Consider the following 18,974-nt stretch of genomic DNA (forward strand, 5'->3'; position numbering starts at 1 on the left):
GACACATTTCTGAAATCAAGGCGCTGGCTGTTCTTGGTCAGCAAGTGCCTTTGACAATGCGCAAGATTTGCCAAGCCGAGGTTGCGGACAGTTTGCTATGCTGCGGCTATGTTCGCTCCTAACTACCGCGAAAACATCAACCAAGTCATCAAAGCGATCATCCGCCATCCGGGCGACGCTTGGACGACGCAGAATTTAGCGGGCCTTGCTGGGATTTCCCCGTTTCATTTTCATCGCATCTTTCGCACGCTGACGGGCGAGACGATGTTTGCCTTCTTGCAACGCCGCCGCCTGTTGCGCGCGCTTGAACTCATCAACGAAGACCGCTTCACATTGACTGAAATCGCGCTTGAGTGCGGCTTTGATTCCGGCTCTTCGTTATCGCGCGCATTCCGCAAACACCTGGGCTGCTCGCCCTCGCAATATCGGCGGCAACACTCCGCTTTGTTGTTGCCGCCCGCGCGCCCACGCTTGTCTGACGGGGCGCAGATGGCCGTCGCAATCAAAACGACGCCTGCTCGTGCCGCCGTCATTGTCGAACGCAAGGGCATGATCGAGCAGGATTTTACCCTGGCCGCCACCGCTGCCTTTCGTGTGCTCGTCGGCGAACTCAAACGCGTGAATGGCTGGCCCGCCATCCGCGAGCGCATTGGCATTTGTCCCGACGAAGCCAGTCTCGTGCCGGATGCCGAGGCGCGGTATCAGGCCGGCTTTATCTACGAAGGCCATTTGCCGCCGCTGCACGACGAAGTGTGGCACGTGACGATTCCGGGTGGGCGCTGGGCGATGTCGTTGCATCAAGGCGCGCACGAAACCTGTTGGCAAAGCTGGAACCGCATGTATCGTGACTGGCTGCCGGCATCGGGCCATCAATTGCGCGAGGTGGCGCCGTTTGAGATTTACCTCAACACTCGGAAGCAGGTCGCGCCTGAAGAATTGCGGACGGAAATTTGGATACCCATTTCATGAAACCACAACTCCTTCAAACAATTTTGTTGGGTGGCTTGGTGGCGGGTGCGTTGGATATTACCGCCGCCTCCATCAACAGCACTTTGCACGGCGGCGGGCCGGTGCGGGTCTTTCAATCGGTGGCTGGCGGCCTGTTGGGGCGCGACACGTTCCAAGGCGGCTGGAAGACGGCAGCGCTGGGGCTGGCGGTTCATTTTCTGATCGCGACGGTGTGGATGGCGCTGTATGCCGCCGCGAGTTTGAGGCTGCCTGTGTTGTCGCGCCAGGCGATGTTGTGCGGCCCGCTCTATGGCATCGTCGTGTACCTGGTGATGTATGGCGTCGTCTTGCCGCTCTCGGCGTATCACTCCAAATTCTTTAACCAGGCCAAGACGGCGCTGCTCACCGCCGTGCTGATTCACATATTCTGTGTCGGCTTGCCGATGGCGCTGGTGACGCGCTGGCGGTTGAAATGATCACGTTCCGGAGAAGGGAAAACCGATGACCAAAAGAATCACTGCGCTCGTCTTGTTGTTGTGCGCGTTTGCGCTCTCAGCCTTGTCACTCTGGGTGAAGGCGGAGGATGCCGTGCCCTATCCGGCGGGTTATCGTCAGTGGGTGCACGTGTCGAGCGCGTTGGTTGGCCCCCAAGCTCCCGGCTTCGCGGTGAACGGCGGGATTCACCATATTTATGCGAACGAAAAGGCGTTGGCAGGTTATCGCACCGGGCGCTTCCCGGATGGTTCGGTGTTGGTGGCTGATTTTCTGGAGACCAAAGAGAATAACGGCGTCACCACGGAAGCCGCGCGCAGGCGCATTGATGTGATGGTGAAAGACAGCCAACGTTATGCAGCGACGGGTGGCTGGGGCTTTGAGCAATTCCGGGGCGACAGCCAAACGGAGCGCCTGGTGACGGCGGAAGGCGCGGCCAAATGCTTCGCCTGCCACGCCAGCCAAAAAGAGACTGACGCCGTATTTAGTAAATTTCGGGAGTGAACGCGCTAGTACTCCATCAAGCTGAAAATGAGGGATGTAGGGCGGGATTTAATCCCGCCCTACATCCCGGATGCGCTCTCAGCATCCATCACTTACAGCTTGATGGAGTACTAGCCTGCCAACCGTAGCGCCGCCAGCCGCCGTTCCAGGAAGCGGCGCTCGCCGTCATTGGTCACCAAGGCCAAGGCCCGTTCGTAGCCGTGCGCGGCCTCTGCGAAAGAACCGGCGCGGCGCCAGAGATCAGCGCGCGCGGCGTGAAAGAGATGATATTCATCGAGTTCAGACGCCAGCGTGTCAAGCAACGCCAGCCCGGCTTGTGTGCCTTTGGCCATCGCCACGGCGACGGCGCGGTTGAGCGTGATGATGGGCGAAGGTTGCAGGCGCGCGAGCAAATCATAAAGCGCTACGATTTGCGCCCAGTCGGTTTCTTCCGCGCGTTTGACCTGACAATGCACGGCGGCAATGGCGGCCTGCACGGCGTAAGGGCCGGGGTCGTTGCGTAAGGCTTCCTCGACCAGCGGCAAGGCCTCGGCGATTTGGGTTTGATTCCAACGCGCACGATCCTGCTCTTCCAATAAAACAATCTCCCCCGCATCATCCAGACGTGCCGCGCGGCGCGCATCGTGCAATAACATCAAGGCGAGCAAGCCCGTGGCTTCCGCCTCTGGTCGCGGCGACAACAGATTGCGCAGCAGCAGTCCCAGCCGAAGGGCTTCGGCGCACAGATCGGCGCGCACGAGCGATGCGCCGTGCGTGGCGGCGTACCCTTCGTTGAAAATGAGGTAGAGCACCGTCAGCACGGCATCCAGCCGCACGGGCAGCTCGTGCGCTTCCGGTTCTTTGTAAGGGATGCCCGCGTCGCGAATTTTGCGTTTGGCGCGCACCAGACGTTGCGCCATGGTTTCGGTCGTGACCAAAAAAGCGCGCGCGATTTCATCCGTCTCCAAGCCGCCGAGCAAACGCAGCGTCAGGGCCACTTGCGCTTCGGGCGCCAGCGCCGGGTGGCAACAGGTAAAGATTAACCGCAAACGGTCATCCGGGATTTCGTTGGTGTCATAGTTTGGCGTCGCGCTCGCTGGTAGCAAACCGGAGGCGGCCAGCGCTTTCAGTTTTTCGGCGTGCCGGGTGCGGCTGCGCAAGCGGTCAATCGCTTTGTGCCGCGCCGTTTGAATGATCCACGCGCGCGGATATTCCGGCACACCGTCGCGTTGCCATTGGGTGACGGCGGCGGCAAAGGCTTCCTGGGCGGTTTCTTCGGCGAGATCAAAATCGCCGATCAGTTTGATCAAGGCGGCGACGATGCGCCCCCAATCGGAGCGATAGAGTTGGTCAATCGCGTGGGCGACTTCGGGTTGTGTGTAAAGATTCATAAGCAAGCAAATTTTTTTGGTGCGCTGTCGAATCCGCTGCCGGTCATTCGATCTACTTGCGAAGGACAACAAGGCAGGCAACAACCTGCCGAAAGGCTTCGTGCAAGCAGCGCAAAGGACGGTTCCATGAATAGCAAAGCGAATTACCGAGCAAGCGAATCTCCCTGTTATCAATGCGGTTCAAACGCGCGCGCGCAAGATCATTTTTGCCGCCGTTGTGGCGCCCGACGGCAAGTGACTGGCAATCATTCCGAACTGCCCGCTACGGCTTTATTGATGCCGACGCGCGATTTGGAGGAGACGGCGCGTTTTGTCACGGTGCCGCTTTCCGGCGAGCAAACTTATCATGCGATTTCAGGGCCGCTGGTCAAAGCTATAACCAGCAGCTTGCTGGCGCAACCCGTGGCGCGTAACAAAAAACGTTGGAGCAGAGGCTTGCTGGCCGCGCTCATTTCGCTGCCGGTCTGGTTGATGATCGTCCTGCTTTCGCCGCTGGACGCTTATGCCGCCGTGCGTGCGACGGTGGAGCAATGACGCGCAAAAAGAATCTTGCTGTAAAAAATTCGGTGAGACCACCTGGGAGCGCAGGCATCCTTGCCTGCTAAATAAAAAGTCGCGTAGCTTCCGCTTTTTCAACCGGGTGTTTGTGCCAGCAGGGATAAGGAACGCTGCGTAGCTTTTCTCCCAGCAGGCAGGGATGCCTGCGTTCCCAGGCGCGATCATCGGATTTTTTACGGGCGCAAAAATTTGGCGCGTGGTCGAATTCGGTCCGCGCCGTGCGACTTACTTGTGAAAACCCAAAATGGAGCATTCGCGATGAAATACATGCTGTTGATCTATCTGGCAGAAAACGCCATGACCGACGAAGAGCGCGCGCAATGTTACGTGAAATCGTCGCAACTGGCGCACGACCTGCACGCCGAGGGAAAGTTCCTGGCGACCGCGCCGCTACAACCCGTCACCAGCGCCAAAAGCCTGCGCGTGCGCGCAGGGAAAGCCTTCGTTACCGACGGCCCCTTTGCCGAGACGCGCGAACACCTCGGCGGATTCTATCTAATTGAAGCCCGCGATTTGGACGAAGCGCTCAGCGTTGCCGAACGCATTCCCGGCGCGCGCGTCGGCACGGTCGAAATCCGCCCGGTGCTGGCGCTGGAAGGCTTGCCGCCCCAGCAAGTGATTGATTAGACCTTATCGAGATGAAGCAACAAACGAACCACGGGGAACAGTGGGCGCACGGGGAACAAGCAAAATACCTATGGAGGCAAAGTTTCGGCGCGCAGGCGCAGTTTGTGTTTTCCCCTCTTCCCCCGTGTTTCCCGTGGCTCGTTCTTGATACCGATAATGTCTATTGAAAAAAATCTCGACGAGTCGTCGTTTCCGGCCCGCGCGGTTCGATTTACTGATGGAGGTCATATTATGAAATACATTTTGCTGGTGCATCATGACGAACAAGTGCTGGGCGAGTTGGGCGAAAGCGCGTTGGGGCAGATGCGGGATGAATCGGTGCAACTCGCCCAGCAACTTTACGCCCACGGGCAATATCTGGACGCGGCGCCGTTGCATCCGACGGCGACGGCGACTTGCGTGCGCGTGCGCGCGGGCCGGCGTTTCATCACCGATGGGCCGTTTGCCGAAACGCGCGAACAACTCGGCGGTTACTTTTTTATCAACGCTGACGGTCTTGACGAAGCGGTAAGCATCGCGGGTCGAATCCCCGGCGCGCGCATTGGCACGGTCGAGATTCGTCAGGTGATTGGTGACTGAACAATAACCAAAACAACCCAGCGAAAAGGAGTAAACCATGCGAATAAATTCTTATCTCAACTTCAACGGCAATTGCGAAGCGGCATTCAAATTCTACGAACAATGCTTCGGCGGCAAGCTCGAAATGATGCTGAGGCATGGCGCGGCTCCTGCCGCTGAACGAGTGCCCGCTGCTTGGCACGACAAAATCATGCACGCCAGTCTGAACGTCGGCGGCCAGTTGCTGCTGGGTTGCGACGCCCCGCCGGGATATTACGACGAACCCAAAGGCTATTACGTACAACTGGCGATTGACGACCCGGCGGAAGCCGAGCGCGTCTTTGGCACGCTCGCTGAAAACGGCAAAGTGACGATGCCATTTGCGCCAACCTTCTGGGCGCACCGTTTCGGGATGCTGCGCGATCAGTTCGGCATTCTGTGGATGGTCAACTGCGAAAAACCCGCTTAACCTGAAACCATTTCAACAGGGAGAAATTATGGCAATGCGAAAGCTCAAAATCATCGAACACATCTCGTTGGACGGTGTGATTCAGCACTCAAACGATAATGGCGATGACGGCGATTTCCCCTACAGCGACTGGACTGCGCCCTATCGAAGCCCCGCTGGCCGAGATGCAATCATTGCCGCGCAGGGCGAGAGCTTCGATCTGCTGCTGGGCCGTCGCACCTACGATATCTGGTCGGGCTTCTGGCCCAAGGCGCCGAGCAGTCCGATGGCGGACGGCCTCAATGCGGCAACGAAATATGTCGCTACCCACCGACCGGAAAGTCTTGCATGGGGCCCGTTCGAGAGCCTCGGCCCCGACATTGTCGAGGGCATTCGCCGCCTCAAATCGCAGAACGGCCCGGACCTTATCCTCTGGGGTAGCTCCACGCTGACCACGACGCTGCTCGAACATGGGCTGGCGGATGAAGTCCTGCTCGCCGTCTATCCGATCCTGTTGGGCACGGGGAAGCGCTTCTTTGTGGAGGGAACCCCGGCACGCTCATTCGAACTCGTCAGCACGCAAGCATTTCCGTCCGGCATCATCTTCAATACTTACACGGTCGCCGGGCCTTTGAAGACCGTATAGTTCGACGACGCGACCTCGTCAGTGAATACCGGAACGCCGTAGTCTAACAAGCGTGGCAGGCATGAAATCGGCATTCTGTGGATGGTCACGCGAAAAGGCTGCTTAACCTGAAACCATTTCAACCAGGAGAAATTATGGCTACGAAAATTTTTGTGAACCTGCCGGTCAAGGACCTGCAAAAATCCATCGAGTTTTACACCAAGCTCGGTTACACCTTCAATCCGCAATTCAGCGGCGAGACGGCGACATGCATGATTATCAGCGAAGACATTTACGCGATGTTGGGGACGCACGCAATACTCAAATCGTTCACGAAGAAAGAAATCTGTGACACGACGAAATACACCAGCGCGCTGATCAGCCTTTCATGCGAAAGCCGCGCGCAAGTGGATGAACTCGTCGCCAAGGCTATCGCGGCAGGCGGCTCGACTTCCAGCGAGCCGACGGATCACGGCTTTATGTACTCGCACGATTATGAAGACTTGGACGGCAATGGTTGGGGACTGTTCTGGATGGATCCGAGCGCGATTCAATAAAGCGGCTCGCTTACGCCCAGTGCTTCAGCACCACCAAGCCGTTTGCCCAAACGCGCGAACAACTCGGCGATTACTTTTTTGTCAACGCCGATATGCTTGACGAAGCCATCCACAGCGCCGGGCAAATTCCCGGCGCGCGCCTCGGCGTCGTCGAAATCAGGCCGATCATGTGAAGCTAAGGAGTCAGCATGAAACTGAGAGATTCATTGCTAGCCGAGTTTGAACACGAAGCGCAGACGACGCGCAGGCATTTGGAGCGGTTGCCGGATGACAAGCTGGACTGGCGGCCTCATCCAAAGTCGTTTGCGGCTCGGGCGCTGGTCTCGCACATCCTTGAATGCGTGCGTTGGGGCGAGGCGATCTTCAAGCAGGATGAATACGTCTTCGACCCGGCCACTTACAACCATTACCAGATAACGTCCGTCGCCGACTTGCTGCAAACCTTCGATGCGGACGCTGCCAACTGCCAACGCGCGCTGGCCGCTGTGACCGAAGCGGCGCTGACGCAAACCTGGCGCATGAAAGTGGGGGGCCGGACGGTGGTCGAACGAACTAAGATGGACGTTTTTCGGGACTTCACGCTGAGTCACCTGATTCATCATCGCGGGCAGTTGTCGGTTTACCTGCGCCTGCTGGATGTCGCCGTCCCCGGTTCGTATGGGCCGAGCGCCGACGAAAAATTCTGAAACTCCAACCGGAAGGGAAAACCCATGCAAAAAATTACGACGTTTCTATGGTTCGACAATCAAGCGGAGGAAGCCGCGAATTTCTATGTGTCGCTCTTCCGGAATTCCAAAATCATCAGCGTCGCACGGAATGGCGAAGGTGGCCCTGGCCCGGCGAGTTCGGCGTTGCTCGTGAAATTCCAACTCGAAGGGCTGGAATACCTCGCGCTCAATGGCGGCCCCATGTTCAAATTCAACGAAGCCGTTTCGCTGCATATCAGTTGCGAGACGCAGGCGGAGATTGACGAACTGTGGGAGAAGCTTTCTGAAGGCGGCGCAAAAGGCCGTTGCAGTTGGCTCAAAGACAAATACGGCCTGTCGTGGCAGATTGACGCGCGGGTGCTGGGCGCAATGTTGGGTGACAAAGACCCCGCGAAAGCCGGGCGCGTGATGCAGGCGATGCTGCAAATGGACAAGATTGACATCGCCAAATTGCAGCAGGCGTATGACGGACAATAGTAAATCGAACAACGGAGGAATTTATGCAAATCAAATTAGCCAGCGTCACGGTCGCCGATCAGGCACAGGCGCTGGAGTTTTATACAAGCAAGCTGGGCTTCGTGAAAAAAAACGATATTCCGATGGGGCCGTTCCGCTGGCTGACCGTCACCGCGCCCGAAGGCGTCGAAGGCGTTGAACTCGTGCTCGAACCGCTGGGTTTCCCACCCGCGCAAATTTATCAAAAAGCCTTGTTCGACGCGGGCATCCCGGCGACAGCCTTTATCACCAGTGACATTCAGGCGGAATACCAGCGGCTCAAAGACCTGGGCGTGACCTTTCGTGGCGAGCCTAAAAGTATGGGGCCGGTTACCGTCGTGGTTTTTGAAGACACCTGCGGCAATCTCATCAACCTGGTGCAAACCGACGGTTAATCAAGCAAGTGACCGGAAAGGAAAGAACCCATGCCCAGTACGCTCACGGCGCTCCAGTTTAGCCGCCAACTCAAAAGCTGCGGTACGGCAGAAGGCGTGAAAAAGAATCAGCGGTTTTTCAAAGGCGCTGAGTACGCCCCGGATAATCAGATGCTGGGCGTGCCACCGGGCCAGGTGTTTCAACTCGCCAAAGAGTTCAGCGCCTTGCCGCTGGCCGAGATCGAAAAGCTGCTGGAAAGTCCGTTTTACGAAGTCCGCCTGGGCGCCGTCAGCATCATGGATTTTCAGGCGCGCCAGAAAAAGACTGCGATCGCGCACCGGCAAGCGCTGTATGAGCTTTATCTGCGCCGCCACGACCGCATCAATAACTGGGATTTGGTGGATCGGGCCGCGCCCTATGTCGTCGGCGGCTGGCTGGCCGATCAACCGCGCACGGTGCTGGCGAAACTGGCGCGTTCAAAAAATCCCTGGGAACGCCGCACCGCCATCGTCAGCACCTACTATTTCATCCGCCAAGGCGAAGTGGCCGAGACCTTTCGCATTGCCGAATTGTTGCTGAAAGACCAACACGAATTGGTTCAAAAAGCGCTGGGCAGTTGGCTACGCGAAGCCGGCAAGCAGGATCGGCAGCGGCTGTTGGGTTTTCTCGACCGGCATGCCGCCGTGCTGCCGCGCCCGGCTTTGCGTTATGCCATCGAAAAGCTTGAGCCGCAGTTGCGCGCGCATTATCTTGGGCTGAAAGCTGCCAACCAATGACGCTTTCAATCAACTTGCTCGCCCCCGATTCTAATCGCGCTTCACTCCGTTAGGTGGGGAAGCGCTTGTTTCAAAACTATTTTGCCGTGAGGAGAAAACTATGCAAGCAACGCTACAAGACCCCCCTCTCTCGAATGCTCAAAAATGGACGAGCCGTATCCTCAGCGGTCTGCCCGCGCTTTTCCTGCTGGTAGATGGCGCAATGAAGTTGTTCAAACCCGCCCCTGTTGTTGAAGCGACAACGCGGCTCGGCTACCCCGCCAGCGTCATCGTGCCGCTGGGCCTCGTTCTGCTGCTTTGCACCATCATCTATCTGATTCCGCGCACGGCGTTGCTGGGCGCGATTTTGCTGACCGGTTATCTGGGCGGCGCCGTCAACACGCACGTGCGCATGGGCGAAGGCTGGTTTCCGATTCTGTTTCCCGTCGTGTTTGGCATCTTACTGTGGGGCGGGCTGTATCTGCGCGAGCGGCGCTTGACGGCGCTGCTCCCCTTGACGACGCCCGCGCCCGCCGCGTCCAAGAAAATGCTCTGGGGCGGTTATCTACTGAGCATTTTGCCTGCCTTGTTATTGTTTTTCAGCGCCGCGATGAAATTGCTGAAAAATCCGCAAGCCATCCAAGGGTTCGCGCAATTAGGTTATCCGGCACATGCCGCAACCAGCATTGGCATCCTCGAAGCGGCTTGCACGGTGCTTTATCTCATCCCGCGCACGTCCGTGTTAGGCGCGATTCTGCTGGCGGGGTATATGGGCGGCGCGACGGCGACGCATTTACGGGTCGGCGAACCCTTCTTCGTACAGGTTTTGGTCGGTGTGCTGCTCTGGGGCGGGCTGTATTTACGAGACGAACGCTTGCGTGCGCTGTTGCCGCTGCGAAGCTGAACCGGGGGCCAACTCAAAAAGAGAATTCGGTCGTCATAAAATGCAAGGCCGGAAGCTGACTAACAAGCAGTAGCTCCAAATAACTGAGATTGACAAAAAATTCAGGTAGTGGCTCAAAGATGAGAGGTCTTGCCGCGGATGAACGCTGGAAAACGCGGAGCAGTCCTGTTAGCCAATTGAATTGATCTGCGTCGGTCTGCGTTGATCTGCGTTGATCTGCGGCGTGGCCCTCTCCCCATTGAACCACTACCAAAATTCAATCCAAGGAGCTTCTGCGATAAGCAACCTAAGCTGTCCACGGTGCGGATTATCGCAAATCAAGCGTAACGGGCATACTCATTACGGCAAACAGAATTATCAGTGCAGAAATTATGCGTGGCAGTTTGTCGAGGTTTCGCAGCACAGCAGTGAGGCCGAGGGCGACTTGAGCCGGCAGTTATTGCTGGAACGCTTGTCGTTCTCTTTGGTTGGCGATGTTTGCCTAGCGGTTCCGGTTCCGTCTGGCCGGGCTGCCTGGCAAGACGGAAGTGAATTGATCCACGCGACTCAGTGGGCCGAAACTTCTTTGCCGACGGCAACTGCGGCTGACCATTCGGTACGCCGGTCATCCGGCAAGACGGCGCGCACGCGGTAAGCAAGCTGGCCTCTTTGCAGCGCGAGTTGCAGTTCACGATTAAGCAGCCCTTTGGCTTTTGGATTCTCACCTGCGGCAGCTTGCAGCTTGAAACAGTTGCCGCTTTGCGCGCGCACTTTTTGGCTCGCCCCTTCGCCTGTCACCGTTTGTAGCTCATAGCCCGTCGCACGCGGGTAACCGGCCCAGCACAACTTCCAGTTCGTAGACCAGGCGATTGTCTCGTTGGGCAAGTCCCGTACTTCGTCTTGCAAAGTCGCGGTGAGGCCGCTGATGGCGGGCAAGGGCGCAGTCTGGGCCTGCGGTGCGGAACGGCAGCCAGTCAGCAATAACAACAAGCCCGACAACAGGCCCGGCAACAGGCCCGGCAACAAGCCCGGCGACAGGCCCAACGCGCCGCGTCTCAGTTGGGAGCTGAGACGCGGCGCCTTGGCGGCGGTTGAAAGGGTTTTACGGCCTACCATTCGACCACACCGAATTCTTTGTTTTCGAGCATGATCTTGCGGTCGCCGATGATAGTGTTGGCGGGGAAGTCGCATTGTTGAACCACACTGCGCTGGCCGACCTGGCTGTTTGCGCCGATGCGCGAGCGGAAGAAGAGCGAGCGCGCGCCCAGCACGAAATTGGCCCCCGTGATGGTGTAATCCTCAAACTCAGTCGGCCCGCCGTGCACGATGCTGCGGAAGCCGTAGCTGCCTTTGTCCCCCAAATCCAGATGCGTGTGTTCCAGTGCGTGGAAGGTCACGCCATCTTCCATCAGCGCGATGCTGCCGACTTTGAAAGGCTCGCCTTCGTCGGCCCGCAACGAGATGCGCTGGCCCATCACGCTGTTGAGTTCGGCGGCGGTATTTTTCAAACGCACATCGCCGATGATGCGGTTGCGGAAGCTGGCATTGCGCGTGACCGTCCCGGCGAGCGTCGGCAGATTGGGATCGGGATTGAAATCCGAATGGCCGGGATCGAGGTTGATGCCGGTCAGCGTGTCGGGATCGCTGCTTTGCATCTTGGCGTATTGCTCGGCAAAGGCGAGGTTGACCTCGACCACGCCGTGCATGAATTCGCGGTCAGCCTCGGTGACGGGCGCGAGTTTGCCATTGGTCAAATTCACATCGGCGTTGGTGGCGATGTTTTTACCGGGCAGCACTTTCAACCCGGATGGAATGATGACGCCGGGGCCGACGCGGGCGAGCGCGCCGACCATCGCATCCATCTGCACCGTCGCGCCTTCGACCACGGCGTTAAAGCTGACGAAGGACGGGCAATGTTTCGCGTTCTCAGGGCATTTCCCGCCCACGCCAAGACTGGCGGGGAAGCTGCGGCGTGAACCAAAAGGCGAGACCGGATCGCTGACGCCACGGACAGTGCCGCCGTGCGCCACGATGGCCTCATCGCCCAGCGTGACCGAGCCGAGACTGGCGTCGAGCAAGGTGTTGTCTTGCACGTTGCTATCGTTGCCGATCGTGATGTAACGGTTGCCGCCGAACGAACCGGTGCGCAACGTGGCGAACGGGCCGACATAGACATGCTCGCCCAGCGAAATGTTCTGGCGGTAGTTGAGATTGGCCGTGGGGTCAATAAAGCTTAGCCCTGCTGCCTGACCGACGGTGCTGTACGCATGACTTGCGGCTTGCGTTGCGGCGGCTAGCAACAGCAAGACCAGCCAACGATGGTGCGAAATGTGTTTGTTCAACATTGGTTCTCCTGGTCGTGTTGGGGGAATAGCGGGCTTCCAATCCGCTACCGTGACTAGAGTGAAATATATTAGTGATGACTGGCTGCGCCGCCTACCCGCGCGGGTTGGCGGTTTAGAGCGATCAGGAAGAACAGACAGTCATCAAGCGTATGGAATGTTGCCGTGATATGGATTTGCCGGATAGAACCAAGTGAAGGAAAGGATGCATTGGCAAAATACACGTGCCCAGCAGGCATCGTCAATCAAATTTGTTGTTCGATTGGCAGGTTCAATCGGACGATTGAGTTATCTTCGCTCGCGCGGGGCCAAAACGAAAAAGCCGGGCAGCTTCTGGCGCCGCCCGGCCTTATCAACCTACCGTGAAGGCCTTACTTGAAGCTCACCTTCACCGTATTCGCGGCCTTGCCATCCACCTGTAGATTCAAGTCCACCAGCCCGCGCCCCGCCAGGCTGCGCGGCAAGGCGAGGTTGAGTTGATCCACGCCAATCAAACCCGGCGCAGGCCCGGCGTAGGAAACCGGCGCCGAAACGATGGGCAGGGGCAGGTTGGGGTTGCCGATGTCAACTTCGACATTGTCGAGCGAACTGCGATTGCGGAAGCCTGTGCCAAAGAGCACCAGCACGACCGTGTCCGTACTCGGCCCCAGATCAATCGGCAGCGGATTGAAGCGTTGTGCCGCCGGATCGAAGACCGCAATCGGTTCGAAGGTTTGCACGCCGTCCCGCACGCGCACCAGCACGCCCGCCGGTACGTCGCGCCCGTTGGCATTGGCCGTGAAGAGCGCGGGCGCGACCGCGACGATGTTAATCATCCCCAGCGCCAACCCGCCGTTGGCATTCTTGATCGTCACCATTGCCGTGCCGATGGCCGTTCCCCCCGGCACTAGATAGTTCACTTGGCCGGGCGAGACGAAGAAGAGCGGGGCCAAACGTTCGACGCCCGCGCTGTCTTTGATGGTCACGGTCGTGCCGCCCAAGGTCGTGGGCAGCGGCGTGATTTGGGGCGCTTGCGTAGTGCCCGCCAGCGCGGTGCCGAAGGCGGCGACGATGCTGTCCACCGTGATTTCACCTGTGAGGAAGCTGGCGGCGGAAACCTGCGCCAGCGCGGTTGCGGCGGCCTGGGTCACGGTGAAGGTTTGCCCCCCGATGGTCAGCGTGCCCGTGCGCGCCGCGCCCGTGTTGGCGGCGGCGGTGAAGTTCACGGTGCCGTTGCCCGTGCCGCTGGCTCCGCCAGTGATTGTCAACCAGGCGTCATTGCTCACAGCCATCCAGGCGCAGCCCGTGGGCGAGGTCACGGCGGTCATCCCCGTGCCGCCCGCCGCCGGGAAATTCTGGCTGGTCGGATTGAGGGTGTAGGTGCAATTGGCCGCTTGATTGACAGTGAAGGTTTGCCCGGCCACGGTGAGCGTGCCCGTCCGCGCCAAGCCTGGATTCGCGGCGACGGTGAAGGTAACAGGCCCGTTACCGGTGCCGGTCGCGCCCGTGTTGATGGTGATGAAGGCCGCGTTACTCGCCGCCGTCCACGGGCAACCCGCCACGCTGGTTACGTTGAGCGTGCCCGTGCCACCCGCCGCCGCGACGTTCTGTGACGTAGGGGCGATGGTATAGGTGCAGCCGGACGCTTGATTGACGGTGAAGGTTTGGCCTGCAATCGTCAATGTGCCAGTGCGGGCCGGGCCGGTGTTGGCGGCAGCCGTGAACGTCACGTTGCCATTGCCCGTGCCGGTCGCGCCGGTATTGATCGTCAGCCAGGCCGCATTGCTCGCCGCTGTCCAGGTGCATTCGCCCGCCGAAGCCGTCACCGCGACCGTGCCCGTGCCGCCCGCCGCCACGATGTTCTGCGAAATCGGATTGAGCGTGAACGCACAGCCAATGGCCTGATTCACCGTGAAGGTCAGCCCGGCAATGGTGAGCGTGCCAGTGCGCGCCAGGCCGGTGTTGGCTGCCACGGTGAACGTCACCGGGCCGTTGCCCGTGCCACTGGCGCCAGCGGTGACGGTAATCCAGGGCGCATTGCTGGCCGCCGTCCAGGCGCAGCCCGTGCCGCTGGTCACATTGACCGTGACACTGCCGCCCGCCGCCGCTATGTTTTGCGAGTTTGCGCTGAGCGCAAAGCTGCAACCATTCGCCTGATTGACGGTGAAGGTTTGCCCCGCGACGGTCAGCGTGCCAGTGCGTGCTGGCCCGGTGTTGGCTGCGGCGGTGAAGGCGACGTTGCCGTTGCCCGTCCCTGTTGTTCCCGCATTGATTGTCAACCAAGCGGCATTGCTCACGGCTGTCCAGGGGCAATTACTGCTTGAGGCCGTCACGCCCACGGTACCCGTGCCACCCACCGCCGCGATGTTTTGCGCAGCCGGATTGATCGTGAACGTACAGCCCGATGCCTGATTGACCGTGAAGGTTTGGCCCGCCACCGTCAGCGTCCCGCTGCGCGCCGCGCCGGTATTGGCGGCTGCGGTGAAAGCTACGTTGCCGTTGCCCGTGCCCGCCGCGCCCGCATTGATCGTCAGCCAGGGCGCATTGCTCGTGGCCGTCCACGGACAGGTATTGGCCGAAGCCGTGACCGCGACCGTCCCGCTGCCGCCGCCCGCCGCTACGTTCTGCGAGACCGGATTGATCGTGAAGGCGCAACCGGAGGCTTGATTGACCGTGAAGGTTTGGCCCGCGACCGTCAGTGTGCCGCTGCGCGCAATGCCACTGTTCGCCGCGACGGCGAACGCGACATTCCCGTTGCCGGTGCCCGTCGCGCCGGAACTGATCGTAACCCACGGCGCATTGCTGGTTGCTGTCCACGCGCAACTGCTGGCGTTGGCCGTGACGGCGACCGCGCCGTTGCCGCCCGGCGCGGCAAAATTCTGCGAGGGCGGATTGATGGTGAACGCGCACGCGCCGCCTGCCTGTTGAATGGTGAAGAGTTTGCCCGCAATCGTCAGGTTGCCCACGCGTTCAGGCCCGACGTTGGGTAAAACGGTAAACGTGACCGTGCCATTGCCCGTGCCCGACGCTCCGCTCGTAATCATAAACGCGGCGGGCGCATTGCTGACCGCCGTCCACGCGCAAGTGGCGGCTGATGCCGTGACCGTGATGGTGCCCGCCCCGCCGCTCGACGGGAACGATTGCGACATCGGATTGAGCGTAAAGCCGCATCCCACCGGCGTCGCTGTTGGCGAAGGTGTGGGTGTCGGCGTGGGCGTGGGTGTCGGAGTTGGCGTTGCTGTTGGGCTAGGCGTTGGCGTGGGAGTCGGCGTGGGAGTTGGCGTGGGAGTTGGCGTGGGAGTCGGAGTTGGCGTCGGTGTCGGTGTCGGTGTTGGAACCGGTGTCGGCGTGGGTGTTGGCGTCGGTACTGGTGTCGGTGTCGGCGTCGGCGTTGGCGTTGGCGCGACGGTGCAACCCGTGAAGTATTGGGCGCGAATCAGCAGATTAGGGCTGACGACGGTGCCGATATTGACCGAGAGCACAGAGAAATTGCTGCCATCCAACGAAACATAAGAGCGGGCCGCCGGTGCATCCACGTCAATCAACGCCGGTGATTGGCCGTTGGCGTAGGTGATGCGATAGCCGACGAGAAAATCGCCGGAGGTGATCGTCACTGGGGGCACTTCATAGCTGTTGAACTGATTTATCGTGCCGACGGTGGTGTCTATGGTTTGGAAACTGCTGTTGTTGATGTCGGCGTTTCCATCCGCATTCGCGCCCGCCAGAATCGTGATGGCCGTGCCCGCCGGAATGTTGTTTTGTGGCACGAACACGATTGAGACATTGCGCAACGTGGCCGGATAGCTGGTGGGCGTCAAGCGGTTGACATAATACACCGGCTGGCCCGGCAGACCGTTGAACAGCGTGAAATCGGGCTGGCCATCATCAATTGCGAGATCCGTCGCCGCGCCCGTGCAAATGGTGAACGCGGTGGTGACCTCGTCGGCGCAACCGGCTTTGACCAACGTTAGCGGGCCGGTCACCGCGCCCGCCGGAACAGTCGTCGTGATTTGCGTGTTGCTGTTGATGGTGAACGCGGCGTTCGCGTTATTGCTGAAGCGCACTGCCGTCACGCCGGCAAAATTGACGCCGGTAATCACGACGCTCTGGCCCACGCGACCCGACGGCGTAAAGGTGGTCACGACCGGGCAACCGTCGCCCGGCGTGAGCGTGAAGTTCGTATCCGAAATATCGAAAAAGATATTGCCGAGGGCTTCGATTTTGATGCGCGCCTGTGTGCTTAAAACGCCGTTGGGTACGCTGACAATTTGGCTGCCATCATTAGGCGTGCTGGCGCTGAGCACCGTCGTGAAGCTATTGCCGCCATCAGTCGAAAGCAGAATTCTGACGTTGGCCGCCAGCGCGTTCGTGCCGTTCACATTCCACGTAACCGTTTGCGTCGAACCGCCCGTCCAGGTCAGCGCCGTGTTGGGCGCGGTGACGTTGAACGGGCCGGTGTTACTGACGGTGAGCAGCATTGCGTCTTCGTTGACGCCGCCGCGTTGATCGCGCGCTGTCACGCGGAAGTTGAGCGTGCGCGCGATGCTGGGCAAAGCCTCCGCCGTTTGCAGCACATCGTTCGGCGCGGCAAAGCCCGTCGGCACTGTCGCGGGCGGCACATTCGCATTGTTCAAAATATAAGGCAGGCTCGGAAATGTCCGCGTGTTGTCGGTTGCCGGCGGAAAGGCGCGGAAGAGCGGGCGCGTCGTGGCCGCGCCATCCGCCACCTGATCGCCATAGGGCGGATTGGCGAAACTCGCGCCGCCCGCATCGAGTTGTTCCCAGACATAAGTGACTTTGTTGGCGTCCGCCGCGTCGGGATCGCTGCCCGCCGCCGTGAGCTTGAACGGCGTTTGTTTGGGAATCGTGAAATCCCCGCCCGCGCTGACGTTGGGCGGAGTGTTGCCCGTGTTGCTGAGCGTGGCGCACGTCCCATTGCTGGCGAGGTTCGTCAGGATTTCGCGGAAGCTGCCGTTGTGAAAACGCAGGTCGCGCACGAAGGCGATGTTGTCGGTCTGGCAAATGCTGACATACGACATGATCGTGCTGCCGGAACCCGCTTCCCAGCCGGTCAGACCGCTGCGATTGCTGCCCGCGCAACTGCCTGCCGTGCCGTTGAAGCTGTGGCGCGCGCCGAATTGGTGACCGAGTTCGTGCACGAAAACGCCCAAGGCGCTCGGTTCCGCCGCGCCACCGCTATCTCCCAGCCGCGTGGCGCCGCGCCCTTTTTGCGGCCCCAGCCCATCGCCAAAATCGGTGGTCAGGCAAACAACGCCGATGCCCGCGATGCCCTGGCCGCCAAACCCCGAACGCATGCCCAAGACATGGCCGATGTCGTAATTGGCCGCGCCGACCTGATCGCGCAAGATCGGGCGCACCTGATCCAGCATTGTGGATTCGCTGCTGTTGTCGAACGGATCGCTGCCCGCGTTAAAACCGCGTTCGGTGGTGTAGAGAATGTTGGTGTTGCTGACCAGCGTCAGGCGAATCGCCAACTCACGCTCATACACGACATTCGCTGCGTTCACCCAGGCATTGAGCGAAGCCACCGTGCCCGCATTGGTGCCGCCGCCAAAAGCATTGCAGTATTCCCACGTCGCCGCCAACGCCAGCCGGAAAGTGCGCAGTTGCCCGCCCACCGCCACGCGCGGCCCAGCGTGCGTCATGACTTCTGGCGAACCAGTCTCGGTCACGCCGCAACTGAATTCGCCCGCTTCGACGGGGCCGCCAGCTTGCGTCAGGTACACGCCGCTGGTTTGCGGCTCGGCGGCGATGCTGACGACTTCGCCATTGCCCAGAATCGTCGCGCTCAACCCGGCGGGCGACCAGGCGGCGCGCATCGTCATCCCCACGGCATTCGCACTGCCGTCGTCCATGGCTTCGCCGCGATAGCTTTTGATGGCGGGAAACTGCTTGGCCCAGGCCGCGTCCAGCAGCGGCGACTCTTGAATACGGAATCGCACGAACGATCCATCGGGCATGGGTAGTGAAAGGATGGCAGTGCTTTCTGAGAGTTGGCTCTGCGCTTCGAGCGGGGCGCTTTGCAGGATTTGCGACACGGCCAGTTCGTTGATGCGCAAGGCGCGCGCCTGGGTCGCCGGCGCCTGGGGTGTATGCCTGCGCGCGGTGCGTTGGCCGCTGGTGCGTTGATCAGGGTTGCCCGCGTTGTTTTCGAGCGGCTGCCAATAGGCGCTGGCCGTCATTTGAGACAAGCCCACAGGCGGTGCGGCTGCGCGGGCGCGTTGCACCACGGCGCTCACGCCCCAGCCCAGCGCACCAACGGAGAAGAACAGCAGTAAGGACGAAAGCACGCGGAAGCGTTGCCAGCCTGCAAAACGGCGCAGAGAGCGATAACGATTGCGATTCATAGTCGGATGAGTCCTTTGTGAAAACTGTGCCTGCACGTGGGATGCGCGAAGGGCGGAGTCAGGCTTGTTGGCAGCTCATTGCGAGGGGATGCGCTTGGCAATCAGCAGCTACGCTGGTTCCTTCGATTAAATACGCGGTCGTTTAATCCGGTTGACTGTCGGTGACAAATTCGCGGGAGAATTTGCCTGTCCGCATTGTAAAGAGATTTTTTGCTTGTTTGCGGTTGTGTTTTATACACGCCTTGCCTGTCCGCGTACAACTATAAAAATCACGGCGCGCGCACTAGATCGGATTGCAGAGCGGTGTACGGGCGGCGCGCTCCGGGGCAGTACCGCGCGCGTCAGCAAGCGGAGACTCAGGGTGTGCCGTATTACGCCAGCGT

19 protein-coding genes and 1 pseudogene are annotated in these 18,974 nt (G+C 59.9%); 16 read left to right on the forward strand and 4 right to left on the reverse strand.

Going from position 1 to position 18,974, the window contains the following annotated elements:
* The first annotated feature begins 108 nt into the window (after nt 1–108).
* The 3 genes from HY011_12935 to HY011_12945 are packed head-to-tail and all read left to right on the forward strand — an operon-like array spanning nt 109 to nt 1,944.
* Nucleotides 109–969 (forward strand): AraC family transcriptional regulator, encoded by an 861-nt coding sequence (locus HY011_12935; protein MBI3423836.1) that lies wholly within the window; start codon nt 109–111, stop codon nt 967–969.
* Nucleotides 966–1,424, forward strand: coding sequence for a hypothetical protein (locus HY011_12940; protein ID MBI3423837.1), 459 nt, complete (start codon nt 966–968; stop codon nt 1,422–1,424). Before HY011_12935 ends, HY011_12940 begins: the two co-directional genes overlap by 4 nt.
* A 25-nt stretch (nt 1,425–1,449) precedes the next feature.
* Entirely contained in the window at nt 1,450–1,944 is a 495-nt protein-coding gene (locus HY011_12945; GenBank protein MBI3423838.1) for a cytochrome P460 family protein, read from the forward strand.
* A 110-nt stretch (nt 1,945–2,054) separates the two neighbouring features.
* Here HY011_12945 and HY011_12950 read toward each other — a convergent pair whose 3' ends face one another.
* Nucleotides 2,055–3,314, reverse strand: coding sequence for an RNA polymerase sigma factor (locus HY011_12950; protein MBI3423839.1), 1,260 nt, complete (start codon nt 3,312–3,314; stop codon nt 2,055–2,057).
* 126 nt (nt 3,315–3,440) lie between these two features.
* Between HY011_12950 and HY011_12955 the strand changes: the two genes are divergently transcribed.
* The 13 genes and pseudogenes from HY011_12955 (at nt 3,441) to HY011_13015 (ending at nt 9,923) form a co-directional block, all read left to right on the forward strand.
* Nucleotides 3,441–3,848 (forward strand): hypothetical protein, encoded by a 408-nt coding sequence (locus HY011_12955; GenBank protein ID MBI3423840.1) that lies wholly within the window; start codon nt 3,441–3,443, stop codon nt 3,846–3,848.
* Nucleotides 3,849–4,130: 282 nt separating this feature from the next.
* Nucleotides 4,131–4,499, forward strand: coding sequence for a YciI family protein (locus HY011_12960; protein ID MBI3423841.1), 369 nt, complete (start codon nt 4,131–4,133; stop codon nt 4,497–4,499).
* 231 nt (nt 4,500–4,730) lie between these two features.
* The gene (locus HY011_12965; protein MBI3423842.1) at nt 4,731–5,078 is read left to right on the forward strand and encodes a YciI family protein; all 348 of its coding nucleotides are present in this window, start codon (nt 4,731–4,733) and stop codon (nt 5,076–5,078) included.
* Nucleotides 5,079–5,115: 37 nt separating this feature from the next.
* A complete protein-coding gene (locus HY011_12970; GenBank protein ID MBI3423843.1) occupies nt 5,116–5,526 on the forward strand; it encodes a VOC family protein in 411 nt (136 codons plus the stop codon).
* A 34-nt stretch (nt 5,527–5,560) separates the two neighbouring features.
* On the forward strand, nt 5,561–6,151 hold the full coding sequence (locus HY011_12975) for a dihydrofolate reductase (protein ID MBI3423844.1): 591 nt from the start codon (nt 5,561–5,563) through the stop codon (nt 6,149–6,151).
* A 134-nt stretch (nt 6,152–6,285) separates the two neighbouring features.
* Nucleotides 6,286–6,687 (forward strand): VOC family protein, encoded by a 402-nt coding sequence (locus HY011_12980; GenBank protein MBI3423845.1) that lies wholly within the window; start codon nt 6,286–6,288, stop codon nt 6,685–6,687.
* The gene (locus HY011_12985) at nt 6,648–6,860 is read left to right on the forward strand and encodes a hypothetical protein (protein ID MBI3423846.1); all 213 of its coding nucleotides are present in this window, start codon (nt 6,648–6,650) and stop codon (nt 6,858–6,860) included. Before HY011_12980 ends, HY011_12985 begins: the two co-directional genes overlap by 40 nt.
* Nucleotides 6,861–6,875: 15 nt before the next feature.
* Nucleotides 6,876–7,373 carry a DinB family protein gene (locus HY011_12990; protein MBI3423847.1) on the forward strand — a complete coding sequence of 166 codons (498 nt, stop codon included), beginning with the start codon at nt 6,876–6,878 and terminating at the stop codon, nt 7,371–7,373.
* Nucleotides 7,374–7,397: 24 nt separating this feature from the next.
* Nucleotides 7,398–7,871 (forward strand): VOC family protein, encoded by a 474-nt coding sequence (locus HY011_12995; GenBank protein ID MBI3423848.1) that lies wholly within the window; start codon nt 7,398–7,400, stop codon nt 7,869–7,871.
* Nucleotides 7,872–7,894: 23 nt separating this feature from the next.
* The gene (locus tag HY011_13000) at nt 7,895–8,284 is read left to right on the forward strand and encodes a VOC family protein (GenBank protein MBI3423849.1); all 390 of its coding nucleotides are present in this window, start codon (nt 7,895–7,897) and stop codon (nt 8,282–8,284) included.
* A gap of 30 nt (nt 8,285–8,314) precedes the next feature.
* Nucleotides 8,315–9,040: a DNA alkylation repair protein gene (locus HY011_13005; GenBank protein MBI3423850.1), complete on the forward strand. Its 726-nt coding sequence runs from the start codon at nt 8,315–8,317 to the stop codon at nt 9,038–9,040.
* A 100-nt stretch (nt 9,041–9,140) separates the two neighbouring features.
* Nucleotides 9,141–9,536: pseudogene (locus HY011_13010) on the forward strand (DoxX family protein).
* Between the two features lie 30 nt (nt 9,537–9,566).
* Nucleotides 9,567–9,923 carry a DoxX family protein gene (locus HY011_13015; GenBank protein ID MBI3423851.1) on the forward strand — a complete coding sequence of 119 codons (357 nt, stop codon included), beginning with the start codon at nt 9,567–9,569 and terminating at the stop codon, nt 9,921–9,923.
* A gap of 546 nt (nt 9,924–10,469) precedes the next feature.
* Here HY011_13015 and HY011_13020 read toward each other — a convergent pair.
* From HY011_13020 to HY011_13030, 3 genes are all read right to left on the reverse strand, one after another.
* Nucleotides 10,470–11,018 carry a hypothetical protein gene (locus HY011_13020; GenBank protein MBI3423852.1) on the reverse strand — a complete coding sequence of 183 codons (549 nt, stop codon included), beginning with the start codon at nt 11,016–11,018 and terminating at the stop codon, nt 10,470–10,472.
* On the reverse strand, nt 11,012–12,247 hold the full coding sequence (locus tag HY011_13025) for an acetyltransferase (protein MBI3423853.1): 1,236 nt from the start codon (nt 12,245–12,247) through the stop codon (nt 11,012–11,014). Before HY011_13025 ends, HY011_13020 begins: the two co-directional genes overlap by 7 nt.
* Before the next feature lie 368 nt (nt 12,248–12,615).
* Complete coding sequence (locus tag HY011_13030) at nt 12,616–18,591, reverse strand: hypothetical protein (protein ID MBI3423854.1); 5,976 nt, start codon at nt 18,589–18,591, stop codon at nt 12,616–12,618.
* Between the last annotated feature and the right edge of the window lie 383 nt (nt 18,592–18,974).

Source organism: Acidobacteriota bacterium (assembly GCA_016196035.1).
Classification (GTDB): Bacteria; Acidobacteriota; Blastocatellia; order RBC074; family RBC074; genus JACPYM01.

Bases quoted from the DNA above. Each gene is read 5' to 3' on its own strand.
- HY011_12935 (MBI3423836.1), top strand. From the start codon at position 109: ATGTTCGCTCCTAACTACCGCGAAAACATCAACCAAGTCATCAAAGCG.
- HY011_12940 (MBI3423837.1), top strand. From the start codon at position 966: ATGAAACCACAACTCCTTCAAACAATTTTGTTGGGTGGCTTGGTGGCG.
- HY011_12945 (MBI3423838.1), top strand. From the start codon at position 1,450: ATGACCAAAAGAATCACTGCGCTCGTCTTGTTGTTGTGCGCGTTTGCG.
- HY011_12950 (MBI3423839.1), bottom strand. From the start codon at position 3,314: ATGAATCTTTACACACAACCCGAAGTCGCCCACGCGATTGACCAACTC.
- HY011_12955 (MBI3423840.1), top strand. From the start codon at position 3,441: ATGAATAGCAAAGCGAATTACCGAGCAAGCGAATCTCCCTGTTATCAA.
- HY011_12960 (MBI3423841.1), top strand. From the start codon at position 4,131: ATGAAATACATGCTGTTGATCTATCTGGCAGAAAACGCCATGACCGAC.
- HY011_12965 (MBI3423842.1), top strand. From the start codon at position 4,731: ATGAAATACATTTTGCTGGTGCATCATGACGAACAAGTGCTGGGCGAG.
- HY011_12970 (MBI3423843.1), top strand. From the start codon at position 5,116: ATGCGAATAAATTCTTATCTCAACTTCAACGGCAATTGCGAAGCGGCA.
- HY011_12975 (MBI3423844.1), top strand. From the start codon at position 5,561: ATGCGAAAGCTCAAAATCATCGAACACATCTCGTTGGACGGTGTGATT.
- HY011_12980 (MBI3423845.1), top strand. From the start codon at position 6,286: ATGGCTACGAAAATTTTTGTGAACCTGCCGGTCAAGGACCTGCAAAAA.
- HY011_12990 (MBI3423847.1), top strand. From the start codon at position 6,876: ATGAAACTGAGAGATTCATTGCTAGCCGAGTTTGAACACGAAGCGCAG.
- HY011_12995 (MBI3423848.1), top strand. From the start codon at position 7,398: ATGCAAAAAATTACGACGTTTCTATGGTTCGACAATCAAGCGGAGGAA.
- HY011_13000 (MBI3423849.1), top strand. From the start codon at position 7,895: ATGCAAATCAAATTAGCCAGCGTCACGGTCGCCGATCAGGCACAGGCG.
- HY011_13005 (MBI3423850.1), top strand. From the start codon at position 8,315: ATGCCCAGTACGCTCACGGCGCTCCAGTTTAGCCGCCAACTCAAAAGC.
- HY011_13015 (MBI3423851.1), top strand. From the start codon at position 9,567: ATGCTCTGGGGCGGTTATCTACTGAGCATTTTGCCTGCCTTGTTATTG.
- HY011_13020 (MBI3423852.1), bottom strand. From the start codon at position 11,018: ATGGTAGGCCGTAAAACCCTTTCAACCGCCGCCAAGGCGCCGCGTCTC.
- HY011_13025 (MBI3423853.1), bottom strand. From the start codon at position 12,247: ATGTTGAACAAACACATTTCGCACCATCGTTGGCTGGTCTTGCTGTTG.
- HY011_13030 (MBI3423854.1), bottom strand. From the start codon at position 18,591: ATGAATCGCAATCGTTATCGCTCTCTGCGCCGTTTTGCAGGCTGGCAA.